The sequence below is a fragment of the Bacillus sp. AFS055030 genome (assembly GCF_002574545.1).
Lineage (GTDB): Bacteria > Bacillota > Bacilli > Bacillales > Bacillaceae_G > Gottfriedia.
On sequence record NZ_NUGT01000017.1, the window covers coordinates 208,913 to 228,304 of the forward strand.

A 19,392-nucleotide genomic window follows, 5' to 3' on the forward strand; every position below is an offset into this window, starting at 1 on the left:
TTTTATTTTCCAGTTACACTTGCTTAGAATAATTTAATTCCCAAATAAATCCATTTCTATCTTTTACAACAGCAAATCTAGCATTCCAAAATGTGTCTTGAAGTTCCATATGAATTTCTCCATCTTTAGATAACTTTTCATAAATTGTTTTAATTTCCTCTTCAGAACTCATGTCTAGCATTGTCCAAATATTGTCACCTTTTATTAATGGTCTAAAAGCATCTGCGAAATATATGACACAGTTTTCATTGATATGTAATTCTGCGTGTATGTATTTTCCTTCTTGCCCTTTAAACATTTCCATACCATCGCCGGTTTGTGTGTTTTTTATTTCTCCTCCAAAGATTTGTTTATAATACTCCAGTTCTTCTTTACAGTTTTCAACGTAAATATGAGGTAAAATTTTTTTCACTTTTTTTCCTCTTTTCTTTGAATATTTATGTATGAATTGCGAACAATAACTCACAGTTTTAAGTATAGCCAAATAGAATAGGTATTGTGCTAAAAGTTAAAATATTTTATAATTTAAATAAATTTAAGTTCGAAAAGGAGGTGTAGAAAAGATGTTACGTTTTCAAATGGTTTGCGCACAAATGATAGAGTTCTTATATTATTGTCGTGCAAAATTTGCGTTTTTAGTTGTTAACGGGATAGGTCTGTCCATTTTTAACAATTTAACAACACAAAATAAAACGAAAACGTACTCTTTCCTACGACTTCATTTGATAAAATAATCGTGTGATTGCACACTTCTATTTAAGTCATTATTTAAGCCATGGATGGGTTCTTTAGTCTATGGCTTTTTTGTATGGATTGGTACGGAAAATAGAAGGAGAATGTATCATGATCGCATGTAGTATAGATAAAATTTCAAAAATGTTTGGTGGAAATTCACTTTTTACGGATTTAACATTTCAAATACATCAAGGTAGCCGTGTAGGTTTAGTTGGAGCAAACGGAAGCGGTAAAACTAGTATTTTTAAACTTTTGACGGGTATAGAATCACCTGATTCTGGTTCAATTCATTTTAAAAAAGGATTAAAAACAGGGTACTTGGCTCAAATTCCTGTTTTTCCAGATGAGATGACTAGTAGGGATGTTTTATTAACTGTTTTTGAAGAATTACGAAAAATAGAAAATGAAATGAAGCAATTAGAAATAAAAATGTCTAATACGGAAGATGAACGGACTTTAGAACAATTGCTAGTAAGTTATGGATCATTACAAGAGAAGTTTAGTAATAACGGTGGTTACGAGATGGAGGCTTCGCTTGCGAAAATTGCTAATGGATTAGGTATCACTGATTTACTTACTAAACAATTTTCTTCTTTAAGCGGGGGAGAAAAAACAAAAATTGGCTTAGGAATCGTCCTTTTACAACAACCTGATTTATTATTACTTGATGAACCAACGAATCACCTAGATTTATCTGCTATTGAATGGTTAGGTTCATACTTAAGGGAATATGAAGGAACGATCATTGTTATTTCGCACGATCGTTATTTTTTAGATGAGGTAGTTAATCATATTTTAGAATTAGAAGATGGAGAAATTAACGTCTATCATACGAATTATTCACAATATGTTATTCATAAAGAAGAAAGATTACTAAAAGAATTCCAGGCTTATGAAGAGCAGCAAAAGAAAATACAAAAAATGAAAGAAACGATTAAGCGCTTAAGAGAATGGGCTAATCAAGCAAATCCACCGAATGCTGGATTGCATAGAAGAGCTAGAAGTATGGAAAAAGCGTTAGAGAGAATTGAGAGACTAAAACGTCCGGTATTACAAAAAAAGAAAATGGCATTTCAGTTAGAGGAATCCAGTCGTAGTGGAAAAGATGTAATTGTTGCAGAAAATCTTTCAAAATCCTTTGCGGACAAAGTTTTATTTAATCAACTTAACTTCTCGTTATACTATGGCGAAAGAGCAGTTATAGTAGGTGACAACGGAACAGGTAAATCAACTTTGTTAAAGATGATTTTAGGTCAGTCATCTATCGAGGGAGGAAAAATTAAGCTAGGTAGTAATGTTAAGATTGGATATTTATCACAACATTACGAACCAGCCCATTCAGATCACACCGTACTTCAAGAATTCAGAGAGGAAGTACATGTTACAGAAGGTGAAGCTCGTAATATTTTAGCTGGCTTTTTATTTTATGGCTATATGGTTTATCGCAAAGTAAGTCAACTTAGTGGTGGAGAGAGAATGAGATTACGATTGGCTCAACTCATGTATCAAGATATTAATTTATTAATCGTAGATGAGCCTACTAACCATTTAGATATTGAATCTAGAGAAGTATTAGAAGATGCTCTTGAAAAATTCAAAGGAACGATTCTTGCTGTCTCGCATGACCGTTATTTTATTAATAAGCTATTTTCAAAAATTTATTGGTTGGAAAATGGTGGGCTTTTCGAATTTATTGATGAATACCAAATTGCGAAAGAAAAAATGACGGTCTATCGAAATAATCGTGAAAAAGAAAAAGTAATCAAAACAAATTCGTACGCTAAACCGATAAAATTAAAAACAAAAATGCGAAAGATAGAAGATATTGAAAATGAAATTTACTCACTAGAAGAAACAATCAGCGAAATTAATAAACAAATGTTGCTTGAAAATGATCTAAACATTTTACAGGATTATCATCGAGAACTTGAAGAATTAGAGTTAAAAAGTATTAGTTTATATAAAGAACTTGAAGAATGTGTTGAATAAAAGAATTGGTCGTATTTAACATAGGGTTAAAGTAAACTTGTAGGCAAAAGCATCAATTTTCTAAATAATGTTAGTTAAATGTCTTAGTACTTGCTCATGTCTTTATTAGGATTAATAAGTTATAAGGATATGATTCTATTTAGGTGGTGAGTGCATGATGTTTGATGAACTATATAGTCGATATCCTGGACCAGGGTATGCTCAACCGGGACACGGACCAGGCCAAGGACACGGACCAGGCCAAGGACACGGACCAGGACATGGGCCAGGACACGGACCAGGTCACGGACCAGGACATGGGCCAGGCCACGGACCAGGACATGGACCAGGACACGGACCAGGACACGGACCAGGACATGGACCAGGACACGGACCAGGACATGGACCAGGACATGGTTTTCCTGGGCCGGGAGGTTATTGGCAAGGAGGGTATTATATTCTGCATGGTAGAAGATGGTACTTTGTGCCGGGGATTGGATGGATTGTTGTATATTAAAAAATAATAAAGCTGATTAATCTTTTTAATCAGCTTTTACATAAAAAGAAAAAAATACCAGTATCCATCTGATTGGATTACTGGTATTTTTATTAATTTTACTAGAAAGTATAAATTGGCAACGCAGAAGAAAACTCGACGTTAGATGCCAATTTTAGGAATTAAGTATAAGTGCAACTAAGCCTCTAGCTTCACCTAAGGCGGCTCGCTAATTGGCTAGTTTTCTTTATTTTCAACTCCGAAAACTATTCCGCCTTGCTTTCTTGCAGTTTCAGTTACTGTTAAAACTAGTTTGCTAAGTTCTTTTAAGTTTTCATATTCTGTTTGATTTGATTCTTTTATGATGCTAGTAATATTTTGGATTTCATATAGCATATCATTTGGTACTTGACTAACTTCCAATGACTCACGTTGCTTTGATTTATGGTTAATCAAAGTAATTTTTGATATTGGAGATGGTTTATCAAGAACTAAAGATCCAATTTCACCAGTAATTTCACTTTCAATATATGATTGAGAGACTTTAGAGCATTGAATGCTGCAAGTGAAGTTTTTATAATTTAGCACTAATGTACCACTGCCATCAATACCAGTACGTAATTTAACAGGTGTATAATTTAAGGAGGTTGGTTTTCCAAATAAACCAATCGCTACATAAATTGGATAAACACCTAAATCGACTAATGCCCCACCAGAAAATTCGGGAGAGAAAACATTCGGATTCTCACCTCTTAGGAATGCATCATATTTAGAAGAATATTGTAAATAATGCAGATTGGCACTTCTAATTTGGCCGATTTTTTCTAGACCTTTTTTTAAAGCTATAAAGTTTGGTGAGTGGAAGTTACGAATTGCTTCAAATAAATAAACTCCATTTTCTTCTGCAACTTTAAAGGCATGATCTAATTCATTAATTGTTGAGAAAATTGGTTTTTCACAAATGACATGCTTTTTATTTTTTAATAATAAAATGCTTTGTTCATAGTGCAAAGAGTTTGGTGATGCTATGTATACTATGTCGATATCAGGGCTTGTTGCTAACTCTTCGATATTAGTAAAAAACTTAGGAGCGTTATGCTTTGTAGCAAATGCTCTTGCTGTTTCTTCATTTCTAGAATAGATCGCCGTTAAATTAAGCAATTTACTGTCCTTTGAAGCTTCGATAAAACTTTCTGTAATCCAACTTGTTCCAATGGTACCTAAATTCATTTTTTCAACCCCTAAAAAAAATTAGTTAACTTTATCTTTACAATCCTAATCGAAAGATATGTTAAAATAAAGAAAAATACATCGAAGGAAGTGACATTTTATGAAGAAAATTTGTGTTTATGCTGGTTCAAATCTTGGGAATAGAGAGTCATTTAGTCTTCAAGCCAAAAAACTAGGTGCCTTATTTGCTAGTAATAATATAGATTTGATATATGGTGGATCAAGACTAGGGATTATGGCAGAAATCGCAAATGAAGCTTTAAAACAAGGTGGAAATGTCATTGGCATTATGCCTGGTGGATTATTTCGTGGAGAGGTTGCTCATAAAGGGCTAACGCAATTCATTGAGACAGATTCAATGCATGAGCGTAAAGCTTTAATGAACGAAATGTCTGATGGGTTTATTGCATTGCCGGGTGGGATTGGTACTTTCGATGAATTATTTGAAATTATTTGTTGGGCACAAATTGGAATCCACAATAAGCCAATCGGTTTATTAAATGTTGATAACTTCTTTAGTCCTGTATTAGATTTGCTTAAACATGCTGTAAAAGAAGGATTTATGAACGAAAATACACTTTCATTATTTGTTGTTGCAGAAAACGCAGACGAACTACTAAAACGAATGCAAAACTATGAGCCACCTGTTATGCAAAATAAATGGAAGCAATTAGAAGGCAAATAAGTTTTTGTAATTTGTCTACCCACAATTTTGTGGGTTTTTTGCGTTTTATTATGAAATTCTTACAGATTTAGGGGGGCTAGAGCAAGGAAGTTCACAACTTTATCCACAATTTTCCGCATAAGTCGAACTTTTCAATCTGTTTTTACTAGTTATCAACACACGACATCCATCTGAATTTGAATTTTATGACTTTATGGATAAAAAATTACTACTTTATAAACATTGCTCACAACTTTATTAACAAATTAACATTATACCCGTATTCTATCCACATCCACATTTTGCATAAAAAAAAAGGCTCTTATGAGAGCATCCCTTTATTCATCAATTTTCTTGCTTTCTTTTATTTTTAAACCATTTTGCCGGGCTCAATTTTTTACGATAGTTTGTCATAACATCTTTACCTACAAATACTCCGCCAATCCAAAACATTCCTTCGCCAAGTATAACTAATAAAGCGATCAGACCAGCTTTTAAGCTACCAGAAACAGGCAAAAAAGGTAAAGCAAAGATTAATAAATATGGGATAAATGAGCCAAATACTAAGTAATATGGTATTCTTTTCATAAAGTTCTCCTTTCAATTCCTTCCATGAGAATAGCATTAATTATTAAGAAAAGGAAGGGGAAAACTTTAAAGTTAGTAAGAGGAGGCTTCAAGATGAATCGAGATATTGTTCTTGAGCTAAAAAGTGTAAATAAGACGATTAGCAATAAGAAGATTATTAAAGATATTAGTTTTGAGTTATATAAAGGTGAAGTTTTAGGTTTACTTGGGCCTAATGGTTCAGGAAAAACGACAACAATGCGAATGATTGTTGGGCTTATTAGTATCACAAGTGGTGAGATTTATATCCAAGGTAATTCGATTAAAGAAGACTTTAAAGAATCAATCAGACATATTGGAGCAATGATTGAAACTCCAGCATTTTATCCTTTTTATAGTGGGTATAAAAATCTAATGTATTTTGCTCGAATGTTAGAGGGTGTTACAAAGGAGAGAGTGCTAGAGGTAATTGATTTACTTGGACTTTCGAATGCCATACATAAAAAGTTTTCAACTTATTCTCTAGGGATGAAGCAAAGATTAGGAATTGCTCAAGCGTTATTACATAATCCCTCCATTTTAATTTTAGATGAGCCAACAAATGGATTGGACCCGGCTGGAGTAAGGGAAATCCGTGATTATTTAAAACAGATTGCTGAGGTTGAACAAACAGCAATTCTACTATCTAGTCATTTATTATCTGAAATAGAACTGATTTGTGATCGCTCAATTATTATTCAAAATGGTCAATTTGTTGAATCAATTGAGCTGAATGATCAAAGTGGTGAGAAGTTATTTATAGAAATAGTTGTAAAAAGTACGAAAGCTTTTGAAAGTCGTTTTACAAACGAAGATAACAAGTACAAAATTGACATTATTGATGATCGCTCAATGTTTGTTGAAATTGATGAGGAAGAAATTCCTTCATTAATGAAAGAGTTAGTACTTTCTGGAGTTGAGATTTATTATGTAACTCGCAAAAAAGAAAGGCTAGAAGATTTGTTCATTCAATTGACAGGAGGAAATGTCATTGAGTAATTTTATTCGCTTAATAGAAAACGAATTACGTAAAATATTTGTCCAAAAATCATTTATCATAACGTTAATTTTACTATTTATCCCAATTATTGTTCTTGGAAGATGGGATTATGTAGAAAAGGAAAGCGGAGCAGCAAAAGCAAAAAACTGGAGGACAGAATTAAAAATAGAAAATAAAAAAATAGAAGAAGTATTAAAAGAGCAAAACTCTTCAGACATACCAGCATTTGCAAAAGAGCAAAAGGAGATATATGAGATTAATAAGTATCGTCTCGCACATAATATTTCACCGATTCAACAACACACTTTGTTGGACTTTATGAAAAAAGGTGCAGTCGTAACGAATTTTATCGGAATCCTCCTTTTATATTTTGCAAGTAATATGATGTCAAAAGAACATCAATGGAAAACGATTAATTTCTTGCTCGTTAAACCATCAACAAGACGGATGATCTATTATGCGAAATTTTTAAGTTTGGTGATCTTATATTTCATCTTTTCTTTTGCAATCATAATCTACTCATTTATTATAGGTAGTGTATTAAATGGTTTAAATTTTAGTACTCAACCGATATTACAATATGTCAATAACCATGTAGTAGAGCAAGGAATTTTACCAAGCTTACTAAAAGATTACTTAATTAATCTACTACCATACTTGTTCTTTGTTGCCGTTGCTTATTTTTTATCAACAGTTTTAAGGACAAGCAGTATTTCTTTGTTAATCAGCATAATCCTACTTGCAACTTCAGATGTAATAGGAACTTTATTAAGAACAAAAAGCTGGTCAAAATTCTTACCGTTTATGCACACTGATTTAACAGTTTACGCAAAGGGGATCAATTTTGAAAACGGCATGAGAATTGAATTTTCTATAGCAGTATTGGTTATATATATTTTGATATTTCTTGTTACTGCTGGTGAACTCTTTAAGAAGAGAGACGTTGCGGGGCAATAGAAAGAAGGATAAGGAAATAACTTATCCTTTTTCTATTCTTATCACTGCTTCAGCATTGATCCGTATGGAATCGTATTAGTTGTAGATGTTTTATAAATCGAGCAGACGTTGATTTGTGCAGAGTTGTTATACTCCCATTTTAAACATGCGCTTTGGTTGTATTGTTCAGATGAATCTGTTGTAAAAAAAATAGTTGCTAGACAAAAAATTGTAAATCCACCAATTAAGCCTCTTTTAATTTCATCGCAATTTTCCTTAAGCCATCGAATCGTTTTGCGCATATACTCCTCCAAGAGTTTAGAATAAATAGTAGTAATCCATTCTATGAACAAAAAGGGTAAGTTAATACAAATATATGGATAAGTTTACCTAGAAGAATATTCCAAATAAAAAAGCATTTTTGCCGAAGCAAAGATGCTTTTTTTATTAGTCTTCTTGTTTCAGAAGTCCATATAAGAATAAATTCATAATTTCATCTATTACTTCTTTTTGTTGGAGATATTGTGAAGTTGTTTGGTCCATATTTAAAAAAGCTTGGCTCAAGACTTGGATATAGATTAATAATGTTTGGTTTTGAACCTCACTTCGAACTAATCCTAGTGAACGTCCTTCATCGATTATCGAGGTCAGCAATTTGAATGATTTGTTCATTGTAAAATCTAAAACTAACTCTTGAAGTTCAGGGTCTTTTTTCATTAATGCTGTAAACATGCCTAGATTCACAATATCAAGACCGTTTTTCTTTCGTATAAATAACTCCTTAATTTTTTCATTAAAAGGAATATCACTTGAAAGCATTTGTTTTGTTTCTTCGTATTGATGATCCATTAATCGAATTATTGTCGCCTTTAGTAGGGCTTCTTTACTACCATAATAATTGTAAATTGATACTTGTGATACATTTGCTAACTTTGCAATATCAGCTATTTTTATATCATTTAATGGTAGTGACAATAGTTTGGTTGTACTTTTTTCAATGCTCTCCATCTTCTGCAGAGTTCGTTTTTTATACCCGTCCAATTTTGATACCTCCGTGATTATCTATACAATAGTATATCATGTTTTGAAATATTTTATTAAAATTATTTCAAAACATATTCTCTTTTTTAGGATTGAGGTATATACTAGTTTTGTAATATTCACAATGAAATATTTCAAAACAAAGCGGGAGGTTCATTTATGTACGCGATTGAAATTAAGAATTTAACGAAGACCTATGGCAATTCAAGGGGAATCAAGGATATAAGCTTCAATATAGAAGAGGGAGAAATATTCGGATTCATTGGTCCAAATGGTGCAGGTAAATCAACTACAATTCGAACGTTACTTTCGTTAATTTATCCTACAAGCGGCAGTGCTAAAATATTTGGAAAGGACTGTGTACAGTTTGCTCCAGAAATAAAAAAAGAAATTGGTTATTTGCCTTCTGAAGTTTTTTACTATGACAATATGAAAGTGATGGATTTGTTAAAGTACTCAGCTAGTTTTTATAAAAAAGATTGCATGAAACGAATGAAAGAATTAGCTGAAGTAATGGACCTCGATTTAACGAAGAAAATTGATGATTTATCTTTAGGGAATAAAAAGAAGGTAGGGATTGTACAAGGATTACTTCATGAACCGAAGTTAATCATATTGGATGAACCGACAAGTGGTCTCGATCCTTTAATGCAACAAAGATTTTTTGACTTATTAGAAGAAGAAAACAAAAAAGGGGCAACGATTTTATTTTCATCTCATATTTTAAGCGAAGTTCAGCGATTATGTGATCGAGTTGCAATTATTAAAGAAGGTGAAATTGTTACAGTAGAAAAAATAAGCACATTACAAGATAACAATTACAAACGATTTAAAATAGATAGTCAAAACGGAGTAGATGCAAATTTCTTTAATATGCCAGGTGTAAATAATATCTCGGTCAAAGGTAAAACGATTAGCTTTATCTATAAAGGCAATATAAATATTGTATTAAAGAAAATAGCGGAAATCGAAATTGGAAATTTATGGATAGAAGAGCCTGACCTGGAGGAAATTTTCTTACATTATTATGAAAAGGAGGCCTAATAAGCAATGAATATTTTTTTACACGAATTAAAAGCTTATCGGAAATCCACTTTCATTTGGACGGCTTCTTTAATGGCAATTGTTGTTTTTTTCTTATCTCTATTCCCAGCTATTGCAAAGGACTATGTAGAATTCTCAAAAGTGTTGGAGGGTTATCCAGAAGGGGTAAGAAAAGCACTTGGACTTGAGATTGAGAGTTTTGGGAATGTTTTAGGGTTTTACTCCTATGTATTTATTTATATTTCTCTTTGTGGTGCGATTCAAGCGATGGTTTTAGGTACTTCAATTATTTCAAAAGAAGTACGTGAAAAAACAGCAGATTTTCTTTTAACAAAGCCAGTTACTAGAACAAAGATTATGACTTCAAAGATTTTTGCAGGTGTTGTTTCTTTAGCGATTACAAATGTATTTTATTTAGTAACATCTATTATGATGGCTCAGCATGTAAAAACGGATGCTTTTAGTAGTAAGTCAATGATTTTACTCTCTGTGTCGTTGTTTATTATGCAGCTACTATTTTTGGGAATAGGCATTTTCATATCAGTTGTATTTCAAAAGATCAAAGCAGTACTATCCATTTCACTTGCTATTGTTTTCGGATTTTTTGTAGTTGGAATGATAGTGGCTACTGATGAAAGTAATGCCAAACGTTTTCTATCACCTTTTAAATATTTTGAACCGAAATATATAATTGCTCATTCAAAATTTGAATCACAATTTTTAATTGTATCGATTGGAATTATTATTCTATCAATCTTTTTAAGCTATGTGATTTATAAGAAAAAGGATGTTCACGCGGTATAGGAGGGAGGATGAATATGAATCTATTTTTAAGAGAAATGAAGACATATCGCAAATCGATTATATTTTGGTGTATTGGAATCGTCTTTTTAGTAGGTAGTGGAATGGCAAAATATAAAGCTACAGCTTCCAATGGACAAATAACCGACCTTTTTAATCAAATGCCGAAATCACTTCAAGCGATAATGGGCTCAGGAGCACTTGATTTATCAAAGGCAAGCGGCTATTTTGGCATTTTAGTTTTATATTTATATTTAACGGGAACAATTCATGCGGCAATGCTGGGCGCTAATATATTTGCTAAAGAAGAGCGAGATAAAACGGCAGAGTTTTTATTTGTAAAACCAATTTCTAGAATGAAGATCATAACTTCTAAATTATTGAGTGCTTTAGTAAACATCCTTATTTTTAACGGTATTACGTGGATATCCAGTGTACTAATCGTAGGAAAGTATAGTAAAGGTGAGGATGTAAATGGTGATATAGCAGTGGTAATGATCGGGATGTTTATTTTACAACTATTATTTTTAGTAATTGGTTCGGCTATAGCTGCAGTTTGTAAAAATTCCAAAAAGGCTGCTTCTTATGCAACTGGTATTCTATTAATCACATTTATACTATCTATTGCAATTGATTTGAATGATCGGATTAGGGGGTTAAAATTTTTTACACCGTTTAAGTATTTTGAAGCGAAAGATATGATGTATGGTGGAGGATTTGATGGGATTTATCTAACTATTTCGATCGGATTAATTTTAATATTAATCATAGTCACATATGTTTCCTATAAGAAACGGGACTTACATTTGTAAGGAAAAAAAATTAAATGAAGAAAAAATTGTGTCAGAATCTAAGATAGGGATATTTAGGATTTGTTGACACTTTTTTTATTAAAAATTATATTCAGAAAATATTGACATATATTATTAATCGCAATACCTTTAATATAGTAGGTTATTTCTTGCAAGGGGGTAAAACGAGGGGATGTTTCAACCAACAAAAGAATTTGCAGAATTTCTAGATCAAAAAGATACATTATCAAAATATCGTAATGAGTTCTATTTACAACCTAATACAATTTATTTAGATGGAAATTCGCTAGGACTTCTTTCTAAAAGAGCAGAACAAAGTTTACTAGATTTATTAGATTCATGGAAGACACTTGCAATCGATGGATGGATGCAGGGTGATCATCCATGGTATTATTTTGCAGAAAAATTGGGAGCATTAAGTGCACCGCTAGTTGGGGCAAAAGAGAATGAAGTAATTGTAACCGGTTCAACGACTACAAATCTTCATCAATTAATTGCTTCTTTTTATCACCCTAATGGTCAAAAAACGAAAATATTAGCGGATGAATTAAATTTTCCGTCAGATATTTATGCTATTCAAAGTCAATTAAAATTAAAAGGCTTCGATCCAGAAACTCATTTAATTCAAGTGAAAAGCCGAGATGGTCGAACGATTAGAGAAGAAGATATTATTGGAGCGATGACTGATGAAATTGCCTTAATTATACTTCCTACAGTTTTATACCGTAGCGGACAATTATTAGATATAGAGAGATTAACAAAAGCTGCACATGAGCGTGGAATCATAATCGGTTTTGATGGATGCCATTCTGTTGGCGCAATCCCTCATCAGTTCCATGAATGGGACGTGGATTTTGCTTATTGGTGTAATTATAAGTATTTAAATAGTGGACCAGGTGGAGTGGGAAGCTTATTCGTTCACGAAAAACATTTTGGTACTATGCCTGGTTTAGCTGGTTGGTTCGGTTCAAATAAAGAAAAGCAGTTCGATATGAAGCATGAATTTGTTCCGTCTGATACAACTGGTGCTTATCAAATCGGTACCCCGCATATTTTAAGCATGGCACCGCTTGTTGGCTCACTTGAAATGTATAAAGAAGCTACAATTGAGAAAATTCGTGAAAAGTCTTTACACAGTACAGCTTATTTAATGAACTTAATCAATGAAGAATTAAGCGAATTCGATTTTACAATTGGTAATCCACTCGAGGATACAAAACGTGGTGGACATGTTTGTCTTGAACATGATGATGCAGCAAGGATTTGTAAAGCATTAAAGTTAAATGGGATTGTACCTGACTTTAGAGCACCAAACGTAATCAGACTAGCACCGATTGCATTTTATACTTCTTATGTAGATGTTTGGAATAGTGTACAAATCTTAAAGAAAATCATGGTTGAGAAACAATATGAACAATTTAAGAATGAACGAGAAATCATCGCTTAGGAGGTGTATGTGAATGACATTAATTGATATTTCAAGAAGGCTGGAAGATGGTATGCCTGTATGGCCAGGTGATACGAATTTTTCATTCCAATTAAGTTGGACAAAAGAGGAAAGTGGCTCTGTTAATGTTGGGAAGTTAACTTTCAGTACCCACACAGGAACGCATATAGATGCGCCATTTCATTTTGATGAAAATGGTAAGAGAGTCATAGATTTAGATCCTAATTTATATGTAGGGAATGCAAAAGTAATCGAGCTAATTGAAGTAGATTGTATTAAAAAGTCAGATTTAGAAGCTTTTCAATTCGATGGTGTTGAACGTTTATTAATTAAAACAAATTCATGGAAAAATGATAGCGTTTTCCCAGAAAGAATTCCACATATTGAAAAGGATGCAGCAGAGTTTTTACATGAAAAAGGCGTTAAGTTAGTTGGAGTAGATGTACCTTCAGTAGATCCACTTGATAGTAAAGAACTAAAAGCACATCATGCTCTTCATCATGCCGGTATTCATATTCTCGAATCGATTGATTTAAGGAATGTAACGCCAGGTGAGTATGAACTTATTGCATTACCGCTACCATTAACAGATGCAGATGGTAGTCCAGTAAGAGCAGTTTTACGTAAATTAGTTTAGGGGGAAAAGGGAAATGACACAAGAGCAAAAAAAACTGACAGATTATGAGAAGTATATTCGAACAGAAGAATTATTAAGTTTACAAAAATCTGAGGAAGAATTATTTTGCCCAGATGAATTAACTTTTCAAACGGTTCACCAAATTGCTGAGTTACATTTTAAATTAATCATTCAATCTATTCATTTTGCAGATAAACATATGCGTGCTAAAGAGATTACGAAAGCAACACATCACTTACAACGAATTAATAATCACCTAGTACATTTACCAGCAGTTTTTGATATGGTAAAACTAGTGAGCCCAAGTGATTATCATATTATTCGTTTAGCTCTAGGAAGAGGTAGCGGTCAAGATTCTCCAGGTTTTAATGAAATCTTAAGATTAGGTCCAACACTTTGGCAGCCTTTTAAAGATTTATTAGATGAAAATTTACTTACACCTGTTCAATTACATCAAGATGCGGCTAAAAACTTTGAGTTATTCCAATTAATGCAAGAATTAACTTGCTTCGATGAAAGATTCCAATCATTCCGCAGACTGCATATTCAACTTGTTCGTCGCATGATTGGGATGAATACTAAGAGCTTAAAAGGAGTACCAGCAGAAGCATTAGAGCGTGCTGTACGATTTGAATTTTATCCAGAATTATGGCAAACTGTTTGTGACTTAACAGATTTAACAGGATCAAGTTATAATCCAAAGCCACTATAATTATATAGGTAAAATAGGAAAAACAGATTCGAGTATTCGATTCTGTTTTTTTTTACTTAAAATGGAAAATTTGCATTATGGGTATGATAAGCCCATAAGATTTTTTATTAGGGCGGGGTGATTTCATGGAGAAAAATCTTCAAAAGCAATTAGACTTTGCTGCTTTTTTAAGTGTTATTTCCTACTTAGTTCTCGCAAGTTTAAAAGTACTTATTAGTTTTTATACAAATTCTAGTGCTCTTTTAGCTGATGGACTTAACAATGTGACTGATATTGGTGCAACATTGGCTGTATTGATTGGAATAAGAATCGCAAGAAAACCGAGAGATTTAGACCATCCATATGGACATTCAAGAGCAGAGCAAATAGCTACTTTAATTGCATCTTTTATTATGGTGTCAGTTGGTTTACAGGTTATTATTGAAAATATGCGTTCACTTTTCGTTGGAGAATATGAGACACCAAATAGACTAGCAGCTGTAGTGGCATTTGCTTCTGGGATTTTTATGTTTGGCATTTACTTTTATAACAGTAAAGTTGCCAAGAGAACGAATAGTAAAGGGCTCGAGGCATCAGCAAAAGATAATTTTTCCGATGCATTAGTTAGCTTCGGTACAACGATTGGTGTACTAGGTGCTTCAATTGGTTATCCGATTATCGATCCAATCGCGGCCATTTTAGTAGGTGTGATCATTTGCAAAACAGCATGGGAGATTTTTTATGAAGCAAGCCTCCTACTAACGGATGGATTCGATCCAGAAGAAATGAATCTCTTTACTGAAACCGTGGATAAAGTACCAGGTGTACATAAAGTTGTAGACTTAAGAGCTAGAATGTACGGAAATACAACAATCGCAGATGTAGTCATTGAAGTAGATGGCGGAATAGATGTGAGTAAAAGTCACGGTATTACAGATCAAATTGAAAGAATCTTAAACGAACAACATGGTATCAAATATACTCATATCCATGTTGAACCATTAAGGTCTGGGAGTGTAGGTAAGGAATAAAAAAACGGGAAGGGGAACGGAAAAGAAATTAAACTTTTTCGATCCCCTTTTCTATTTAATTCATGTCTTGCTTAATAAATACGATGAAAGAGATTAGTAATGCTGATAGTCCCCATATTGATAAATTCATAAGAGAGAATTGCATGTTTAATCCCTCGATGGAAGGGAGTTGGCCGGCTAAGTAGTCAGTAAGGCCAAGGTTTACACTAAAAAAGTATTTTGCCCCTGACCATGATGTAGCAAGTCCGCTTAAAACGCTTCCTGTTATTAAAGCGGCTAGCATAATGCCCATTGCAGCGGGAGTAGTCCGAACTAGTACGGATACCATAAATGAAAGAGTTCCAATGATCATACAAACAAACCATGCTAGTCCAAAGGCCATTATGATGTATTGCCATTGGGGAATTAGCTGAACTGAGTCAGTTAATAACTGGTTATTTTTGATGACAAATCCTGTTAACACAGGTACTGTCCATCCTTTAAAACTGAAAACAAATCCTGAAATGACATATGCTAAAACGCCATATAGAACGAGAAGAAATGAGATTAATAAACAAATTGATATGTATTTACTTAGTAAGACCTTCCATCTTTTAATCGGACGGGTTAGTAGTATTTTGATCGTACCGTCGCTTCGTTCACCAGATATCATATCGATCGTGATGACCATGACCAATAATGGTAACAGTAGCCATCCAATACTTTGTTCAATTAATTTTCGGATAAATGTAGGTGCACCAGGTGTAGTAGGATTGATGTCGTTATCCAAATAATATTGCTCTTGATCGATTTGAACCTTTAACCAACTTTTCCATTCTTCAGGTATTCCTGATGAGTTCAATCTATTTTGTTGGTCGACTATTTTTTGTTGAAGAGCTACTTTCCAATTATCAGTACCAAGTCTTTTAATTGTTTCTTCGGTTTGCTGCAGTTGAGCATAAACAAAAATAGGGATTAACACTGCTAAAATAAAAAAGATAACAAGTATTCTTCTTTTCCTTACCATTTTTTCAATTTCGTTAAAGACGAGTCTAATTAGTTCAGCCACGAACTTCGCCCCCAGTCATTTCCATGAATAAATCTTCCAATGTTTCAGACATTGTTTTAACGCCATTCACTTGAATATCACCTGCTACAAATTGTTGAATGACCTCATTAATTTTGAGAGGCGACATTCGGCACAGTATAAGCTCATCTTTTACTAATATATCTTGAATCGTAGAATCTTTTTTTAATAAATCTAGCGCTTTTTGAATTGGAGAAACACGCCATTCAACTCTTTCAGCAGCTTCTTGTACTAATTCTTTTACTGTTGAAACTCTAACCATTTTCCCTTTATTTATAATACCTACTCGATCACAAATCATTTCGATTTCACTTAATAAATGACTTGAAATAAATACACTTATATTTTGCTCTTTTACAAGCATATGAATAAATTCACGTAATTCACGTATACCGGCTGGATCTAATCCATTAGTTGGTTCATCTAAAATAAGAAGTTTTGGGCTACCAAGTAATGCTTGAGCAATCCCCAATCTTTGTTTCATTCCAAGTGAATACGTTTTTACTTTTTCATGAATTCGATCAGTTAGTTTTACTAAATTAACGACATCGCTTATTTTTTTATCATCTTTAATTCCTAACATTCTCGCAAATTGATTTAGATTTTCCCATCCGGTTAAATAACCGTATAATTCTGGATTCTCTACAATACATCCAATTTGTCGCATCGATTCTTTGAAATGAGTTTTAATTGGATAACCAGCGATTTCAATTGTGCCTTTTGTTGGTTTGATTAATCCAACTAACATTCGAATAGTTGTTGTTTTTCCAGCTCCATTTGGGCCTAGAAAACCAAACACTTCCCCTTCATACACTTCAAATGAAATTTGATCGACTAGTACTTTTCCTTTAATTCTTTTTGTAACACCTTCTAATTTTAGAACTTTATTCATTCGTCTCACCTCGAAAGCTGACTTCCTATTTTACTACTTAGGCGATTTGCCATTTCAATATATCCATCTTTGTTCGGATGGAAATGATCGGTGTATAAATATTTCTTTTCCTCATTAAAAAATAAATCGAATGTAGGAATGACGTATGCATTATTCGTTTGAAGCACCGATAATTCGAGTAAATTATTCCATCTCGATACAAAGCTTGACGATGTATCTAAACCTTGTACATTATGAAATGGATTATAATAACCAAACGCGTAAATAGATGCTGAAGGATTTTTTTGACGTATTCCTTTAATAATGGATTGTAGATTATTTTTAAACGTTTTTTCATCTGGTCGATATGTCTTTAAAAATTGTTCGTTTAGTTGATTAGCGCCAGGAAATAAATCATTACTTCCAATGGAAAGAACGATTATGTCGGCAGAACCAATCGTTTCTTGTATATTTTTTTTCTTAAAATCGTTAAGTAAATTTGCTGTTTTCGCACCGCTAACCGCTAAATTAGTAATCGTTGTTGATTGTTTATATTCTTTTTGAAGAATGGTTTTTAATCTTCCTACATAACCTGTACCTTCGTCATCACCGACACCACGCGTAAGTGAATCTCCTAATGCAACAATTTTCAGTGTATTGTTTTTATGAACACTGTCATTTTGATTATTTTTTTGTGGATTATTATTTACGATTAGTTTGCTTTTTTGAGGATTTAAAACTGTATAAGCACCTTTTACGAAGCCATATGATAATAAAAGAAAACATAGTAATGAAATGAACATGATAAATCGAACAAAATGATTGTATTTCAAATTTTACACCACCAAAAAAGGAAAAATTTTCATTATAAAATCATTATTACCATAATAAAATTAGTTTTGCACGAAAAAACCTGTCCACAAAAAAATGAGGACAGGAGATTAGGGTTACGAGACCCGTTTTAATTCTTTTACTTCTAATTTTTGTTCATTATTCAAGAAGTAATATGCCACTCCAACACCAACTGAACCACCAATAATATTTCCTAATGTAACAGGAAGTAAATTATGGTATACATCACCAAACGTAAAAGGCACATCGTGAGGCAGAATAAATGATAATGTAAAGACAGCAATATTTGCGATACTATGTTCATAACCAGAGAAGAAGAAAGCAAAAACTAATAAAAAGATCAGGAGCATTTTTGCGAAATCATCTTTGAATCTTGTAGGTAAAAAACAAGCAAGACAAACAAGCCAATTACATAGAACACCTTTAAAAAATAAGGTTGAAAATGATGCGTGAATTTTATGGTCAACTACACTTGTTAAAAAATGATTAGCAGGAAAATCTTTTGCTAAACCTGTAAAAAAATAAATAATCGCAAAAATAAATGCACCAATGATATTACCGGCGTAACATGCAATCCAGTTTTTCACTAAATCTTGTTTTGTAGTTTTTTTAGCTAATGTAGAGAAGGTAAAATACATCGTATTACTTGTAAATAATTCACCACCACCATAAATAATCATAATTAAAGCTGTAGAGAAAGCGAGTGGATAAGCGACTGTTGAAAATGGTGAATTTTGCAATCTAAATAATTCAGCTAATTTTAAACAAACGATCAGAATAAAGCTTATATAAATAGAAGCTAAGGCAGCACGAGTTAAATATTTAATTAAGCTTTGGTCCAGTATTTTCTTTTTTTTAAGAGCTAAATCAATACAGTATTTTATACTAACTTGTTCCAAATTGTTTCACTCCCTATGTACTTTTTGTTTCACACAAACATAGTATACAAACAAAAAATGATCGTAAGTTTGTGAAAATATGAACAAATTATGAAAATGCACAGATAGATACGCTTTATTATTTATACTTTACATTTTTTAATAATCATCTAAATAGTGGTTGAAGATATAATATAATCTCATAGTAAACAGTTTTAGGTAAAAAAAGGAAGATTCAACTTAACAATAATATGGAGAGGTGATTTCGTTTGGAAAATGAATTTGAAGGAAAATTTGATGCGTTACTAAAAAAATATACGGAATTGTTATTAGGAGATTGGTCTGAGGAAAAACAGGCAAAAGTGGAAAAGTGGGTTATGTATACATACATATCAAAATCAATGCCCGCATTAGTAAAACATTGGAATGATACATATCCGCAAGCTAAAGATGAAGTTGTTCATTTAATAAAAGAAATAAAAACGCTAAATGACCAGCATAGAGAAGCTTTAGCGAATAAAAATAAACAATAAATTTTATCCATAATTTTCAAAGATGACGGCACCTATTAATTATGATAATATAA

23 protein-coding genes are annotated in these 19,392 nt (G+C 32.6%); 14 read left to right on the plus strand and 9 right to left on the minus strand.

Annotated features, from left to right (window positions below; all coding sequences use genetic code 11):
* Positions 1-13: 13 nt before the first annotated feature.
* Positions 14-412 carry a VOC family protein gene (locus tag CN925_RS07685; RefSeq protein WP_098845658.1) on the minus strand — a complete coding sequence of 133 codons (399 nt, stop codon included), beginning with the start codon at positions 410-412 and terminating at the stop codon, positions 14-16.
* A 181-nt stretch (positions 413-593) separates the two neighbouring features.
* On the opposite strand from CN925_RS07685, the gene CN925_RS21535 reads away from it, so the two are divergent.
* The 3 genes from CN925_RS21535 to CN925_RS21245 all read left to right on the plus strand — a co-directional run bounded on the left by CN925_RS21535 (position 594) and on the right by CN925_RS21245 (position 3,220).
* Positions 594-734, plus strand: a complete 141-nt coding sequence (locus CN925_RS21535) for an RAxF-45 family protein (RefSeq protein ID WP_286138293.1) — start codon at positions 594-596, stop codon at positions 732-734.
* 109 nt (positions 735-843) lie between these two features.
* The gene (gene abc-f / locus CN925_RS07690; RefSeq protein ID WP_098845659.1) at positions 844-2,724 is read left to right on the plus strand and encodes a ribosomal protection-like ABC-F family protein; all 1,881 of its coding nucleotides are present in this window, start codon (positions 844-846) and stop codon (positions 2,722-2,724) included.
* Between the two features lie 154 nt (positions 2,725-2,878).
* Positions 2,879-3,220 (plus strand): hypothetical protein, encoded by a 342-nt coding sequence (locus tag CN925_RS21245; protein ID WP_098845660.1) that lies wholly within the window; start codon positions 2,879-2,881, stop codon positions 3,218-3,220.
* A 216-nt stretch (positions 3,221-3,436) separates the two neighbouring features.
* On the opposite strand, the gene CN925_RS07700 is transcribed toward CN925_RS21245, so the two are convergent.
* Positions 3,437-4,429 (minus strand): Gfo/Idh/MocA family protein, encoded by a 993-nt coding sequence (locus tag CN925_RS07700; RefSeq protein WP_098845661.1) that lies wholly within the window; start codon positions 4,427-4,429, stop codon positions 3,437-3,439.
* A 100-nt stretch (positions 4,430-4,529) separates the two neighbouring features.
* Between CN925_RS07700 and CN925_RS07705 the strand changes: the two genes are divergently transcribed.
* Positions 4,530-5,114, plus strand: a complete 585-nt coding sequence (locus CN925_RS07705) for an LOG family protein (protein WP_098845662.1) — start codon at positions 4,530-4,532, stop codon at positions 5,112-5,114.
* Between the two features lie 324 nt (positions 5,115-5,438).
* On the opposite strand, the gene CN925_RS07710 is transcribed toward CN925_RS07705, so the two are convergent.
* Positions 5,439-5,681, minus strand: coding sequence for a transporter suffix domain-containing protein (locus CN925_RS07710; RefSeq protein ID WP_098845663.1), 243 nt, complete (start codon positions 5,679-5,681; stop codon positions 5,439-5,441).
* A gap of 93 nt (positions 5,682-5,774) precedes the next feature.
* Between CN925_RS07710 and CN925_RS07715 the strand changes: the two genes are divergently transcribed.
* The gene (locus CN925_RS07715; RefSeq protein WP_098845664.1) at positions 5,775-6,698 is read left to right on the plus strand and encodes an ABC transporter ATP-binding protein; all 924 of its coding nucleotides are present in this window, start codon (positions 5,775-5,777) and stop codon (positions 6,696-6,698) included.
* Positions 6,691-7,656, plus strand: coding sequence for an ABC transporter permease (locus CN925_RS07720; RefSeq protein ID WP_180232890.1), 966 nt, complete (start codon positions 6,691-6,693; stop codon positions 7,654-7,656). Before CN925_RS07715 ends, CN925_RS07720 begins: the two co-directional genes overlap by 8 nt.
* A gap of 41 nt (positions 7,657-7,697) precedes the next feature.
* Here the strand turns inward: CN925_RS07720 and CN925_RS07725 are convergent, their stop codons facing one another.
* Positions 7,698-7,937 carry a hypothetical protein gene (locus CN925_RS07725; protein ID WP_098845666.1) on the minus strand — a complete coding sequence of 80 codons (240 nt, stop codon included), beginning with the start codon at positions 7,935-7,937 and terminating at the stop codon, positions 7,698-7,700.
* Positions 7,938-8,082: 145 nt separating this feature from the next.
* Complete coding sequence (locus CN925_RS07730; RefSeq protein WP_098845667.1) at positions 8,083-8,676, minus strand: TetR/AcrR family transcriptional regulator; 594 nt, start codon at positions 8,674-8,676, stop codon at positions 8,083-8,085.
* Positions 8,677-8,835: 159 nt separating this feature from the next.
* On the opposite strand from CN925_RS07730, the gene CN925_RS07735 reads away from it, so the two are divergent.
* The 7 genes from CN925_RS07735 to CN925_RS07765 all read left to right on the plus strand — a co-directional run bounded on the left by CN925_RS07735 (position 8,836) and on the right by CN925_RS07765 (position 15,139).
* On the plus strand, positions 8,836-9,720 hold the full coding sequence (locus CN925_RS07735) for an ABC transporter ATP-binding protein (RefSeq protein WP_098845668.1): 885 nt from the start codon (positions 8,836-8,838) through the stop codon (positions 9,718-9,720).
* A 6-nt stretch (positions 9,721-9,726) separates the two neighbouring features.
* Positions 9,727-10,524, plus strand: a complete 798-nt coding sequence (locus tag CN925_RS07740) for an ABC transporter permease subunit (RefSeq protein WP_098845669.1) — start codon at positions 9,727-9,729, stop codon at positions 10,522-10,524.
* Positions 10,525-10,538: 14 nt separating this feature from the next.
* Positions 10,539-11,333 (plus strand): ABC transporter permease subunit, encoded by a 795-nt coding sequence (locus tag CN925_RS07745; RefSeq protein WP_098845670.1) that lies wholly within the window; start codon positions 10,539-10,541, stop codon positions 11,331-11,333.
* A 172-nt stretch (positions 11,334-11,505) separates the two neighbouring features.
* Positions 11,506-12,780 (plus strand): kynureninase, encoded by a 1,275-nt coding sequence (gene kynU, locus CN925_RS07750; RefSeq protein ID WP_098845671.1) that lies wholly within the window; start codon positions 11,506-11,508, stop codon positions 12,778-12,780.
* 13 nt (positions 12,781-12,793) lie between these two features.
* Entirely contained in the window at positions 12,794-13,417 is a 624-nt protein-coding gene (kynB, locus tag CN925_RS07755; protein ID WP_098845672.1) for an arylformamidase, read from the plus strand.
* 13 nt (positions 13,418-13,430) lie between these two features.
* Entirely contained in the window at positions 13,431-14,129 is a 699-nt protein-coding gene (locus CN925_RS07760; RefSeq protein ID WP_098845673.1) for a tryptophan 2,3-dioxygenase family protein, read from the plus strand.
* Between the two features lie 125 nt (positions 14,130-14,254).
* Positions 14,255-15,139 (plus strand): cation diffusion facilitator family transporter, encoded by an 885-nt coding sequence (locus tag CN925_RS07765; RefSeq protein ID WP_098845674.1) that lies wholly within the window; start codon positions 14,255-14,257, stop codon positions 15,137-15,139.
* Positions 15,140-15,194: 55 nt separating this feature from the next.
* Here CN925_RS07765 and CN925_RS07770 read toward each other — a convergent pair whose 3' ends face one another.
* The 4 genes from CN925_RS07770 to CN925_RS07785 form a co-directional block, all read right to left on the minus strand.
* Complete coding sequence (locus CN925_RS07770) at positions 15,195-16,154, minus strand: ABC transporter permease (RefSeq protein ID WP_286138294.1); 960 nt, start codon at positions 16,152-16,154, stop codon at positions 15,195-15,197.
* Positions 16,155-16,179: 25 nt separating this feature from the next.
* Positions 16,180-17,097 carry an ABC transporter ATP-binding protein gene (locus tag CN925_RS07775; protein WP_098845676.1) on the minus strand — a complete coding sequence of 306 codons (918 nt, stop codon included), beginning with the start codon at positions 17,095-17,097 and terminating at the stop codon, positions 16,180-16,182.
* A gap of 5 nt (positions 17,098-17,102) precedes the next feature.
* Positions 17,103-17,909: a GDSL-type esterase/lipase family protein gene (locus tag CN925_RS07780; protein WP_286138289.1), complete on the minus strand. Its 807-nt coding sequence runs from the start codon at positions 17,907-17,909 to the stop codon at positions 17,103-17,105.
* Between the two features lie 114 nt (positions 17,910-18,023).
* Positions 18,024-18,827, minus strand: coding sequence for a formate/nitrite transporter family protein (locus tag CN925_RS07785; protein ID WP_098845677.1), 804 nt, complete (start codon positions 18,825-18,827; stop codon positions 18,024-18,026).
* A gap of 248 nt (positions 18,828-19,075) precedes the next feature.
* On the opposite strand from CN925_RS07785, the gene CN925_RS07790 reads away from it, so the two are divergent.
* Positions 19,076-19,339: a DUF2573 family protein gene (locus tag CN925_RS07790; RefSeq protein WP_098845678.1), complete on the plus strand. Its 264-nt coding sequence runs from the start codon at positions 19,076-19,078 to the stop codon at positions 19,337-19,339.
* Positions 19,340-19,392 lie beyond the last annotated feature (53 nt).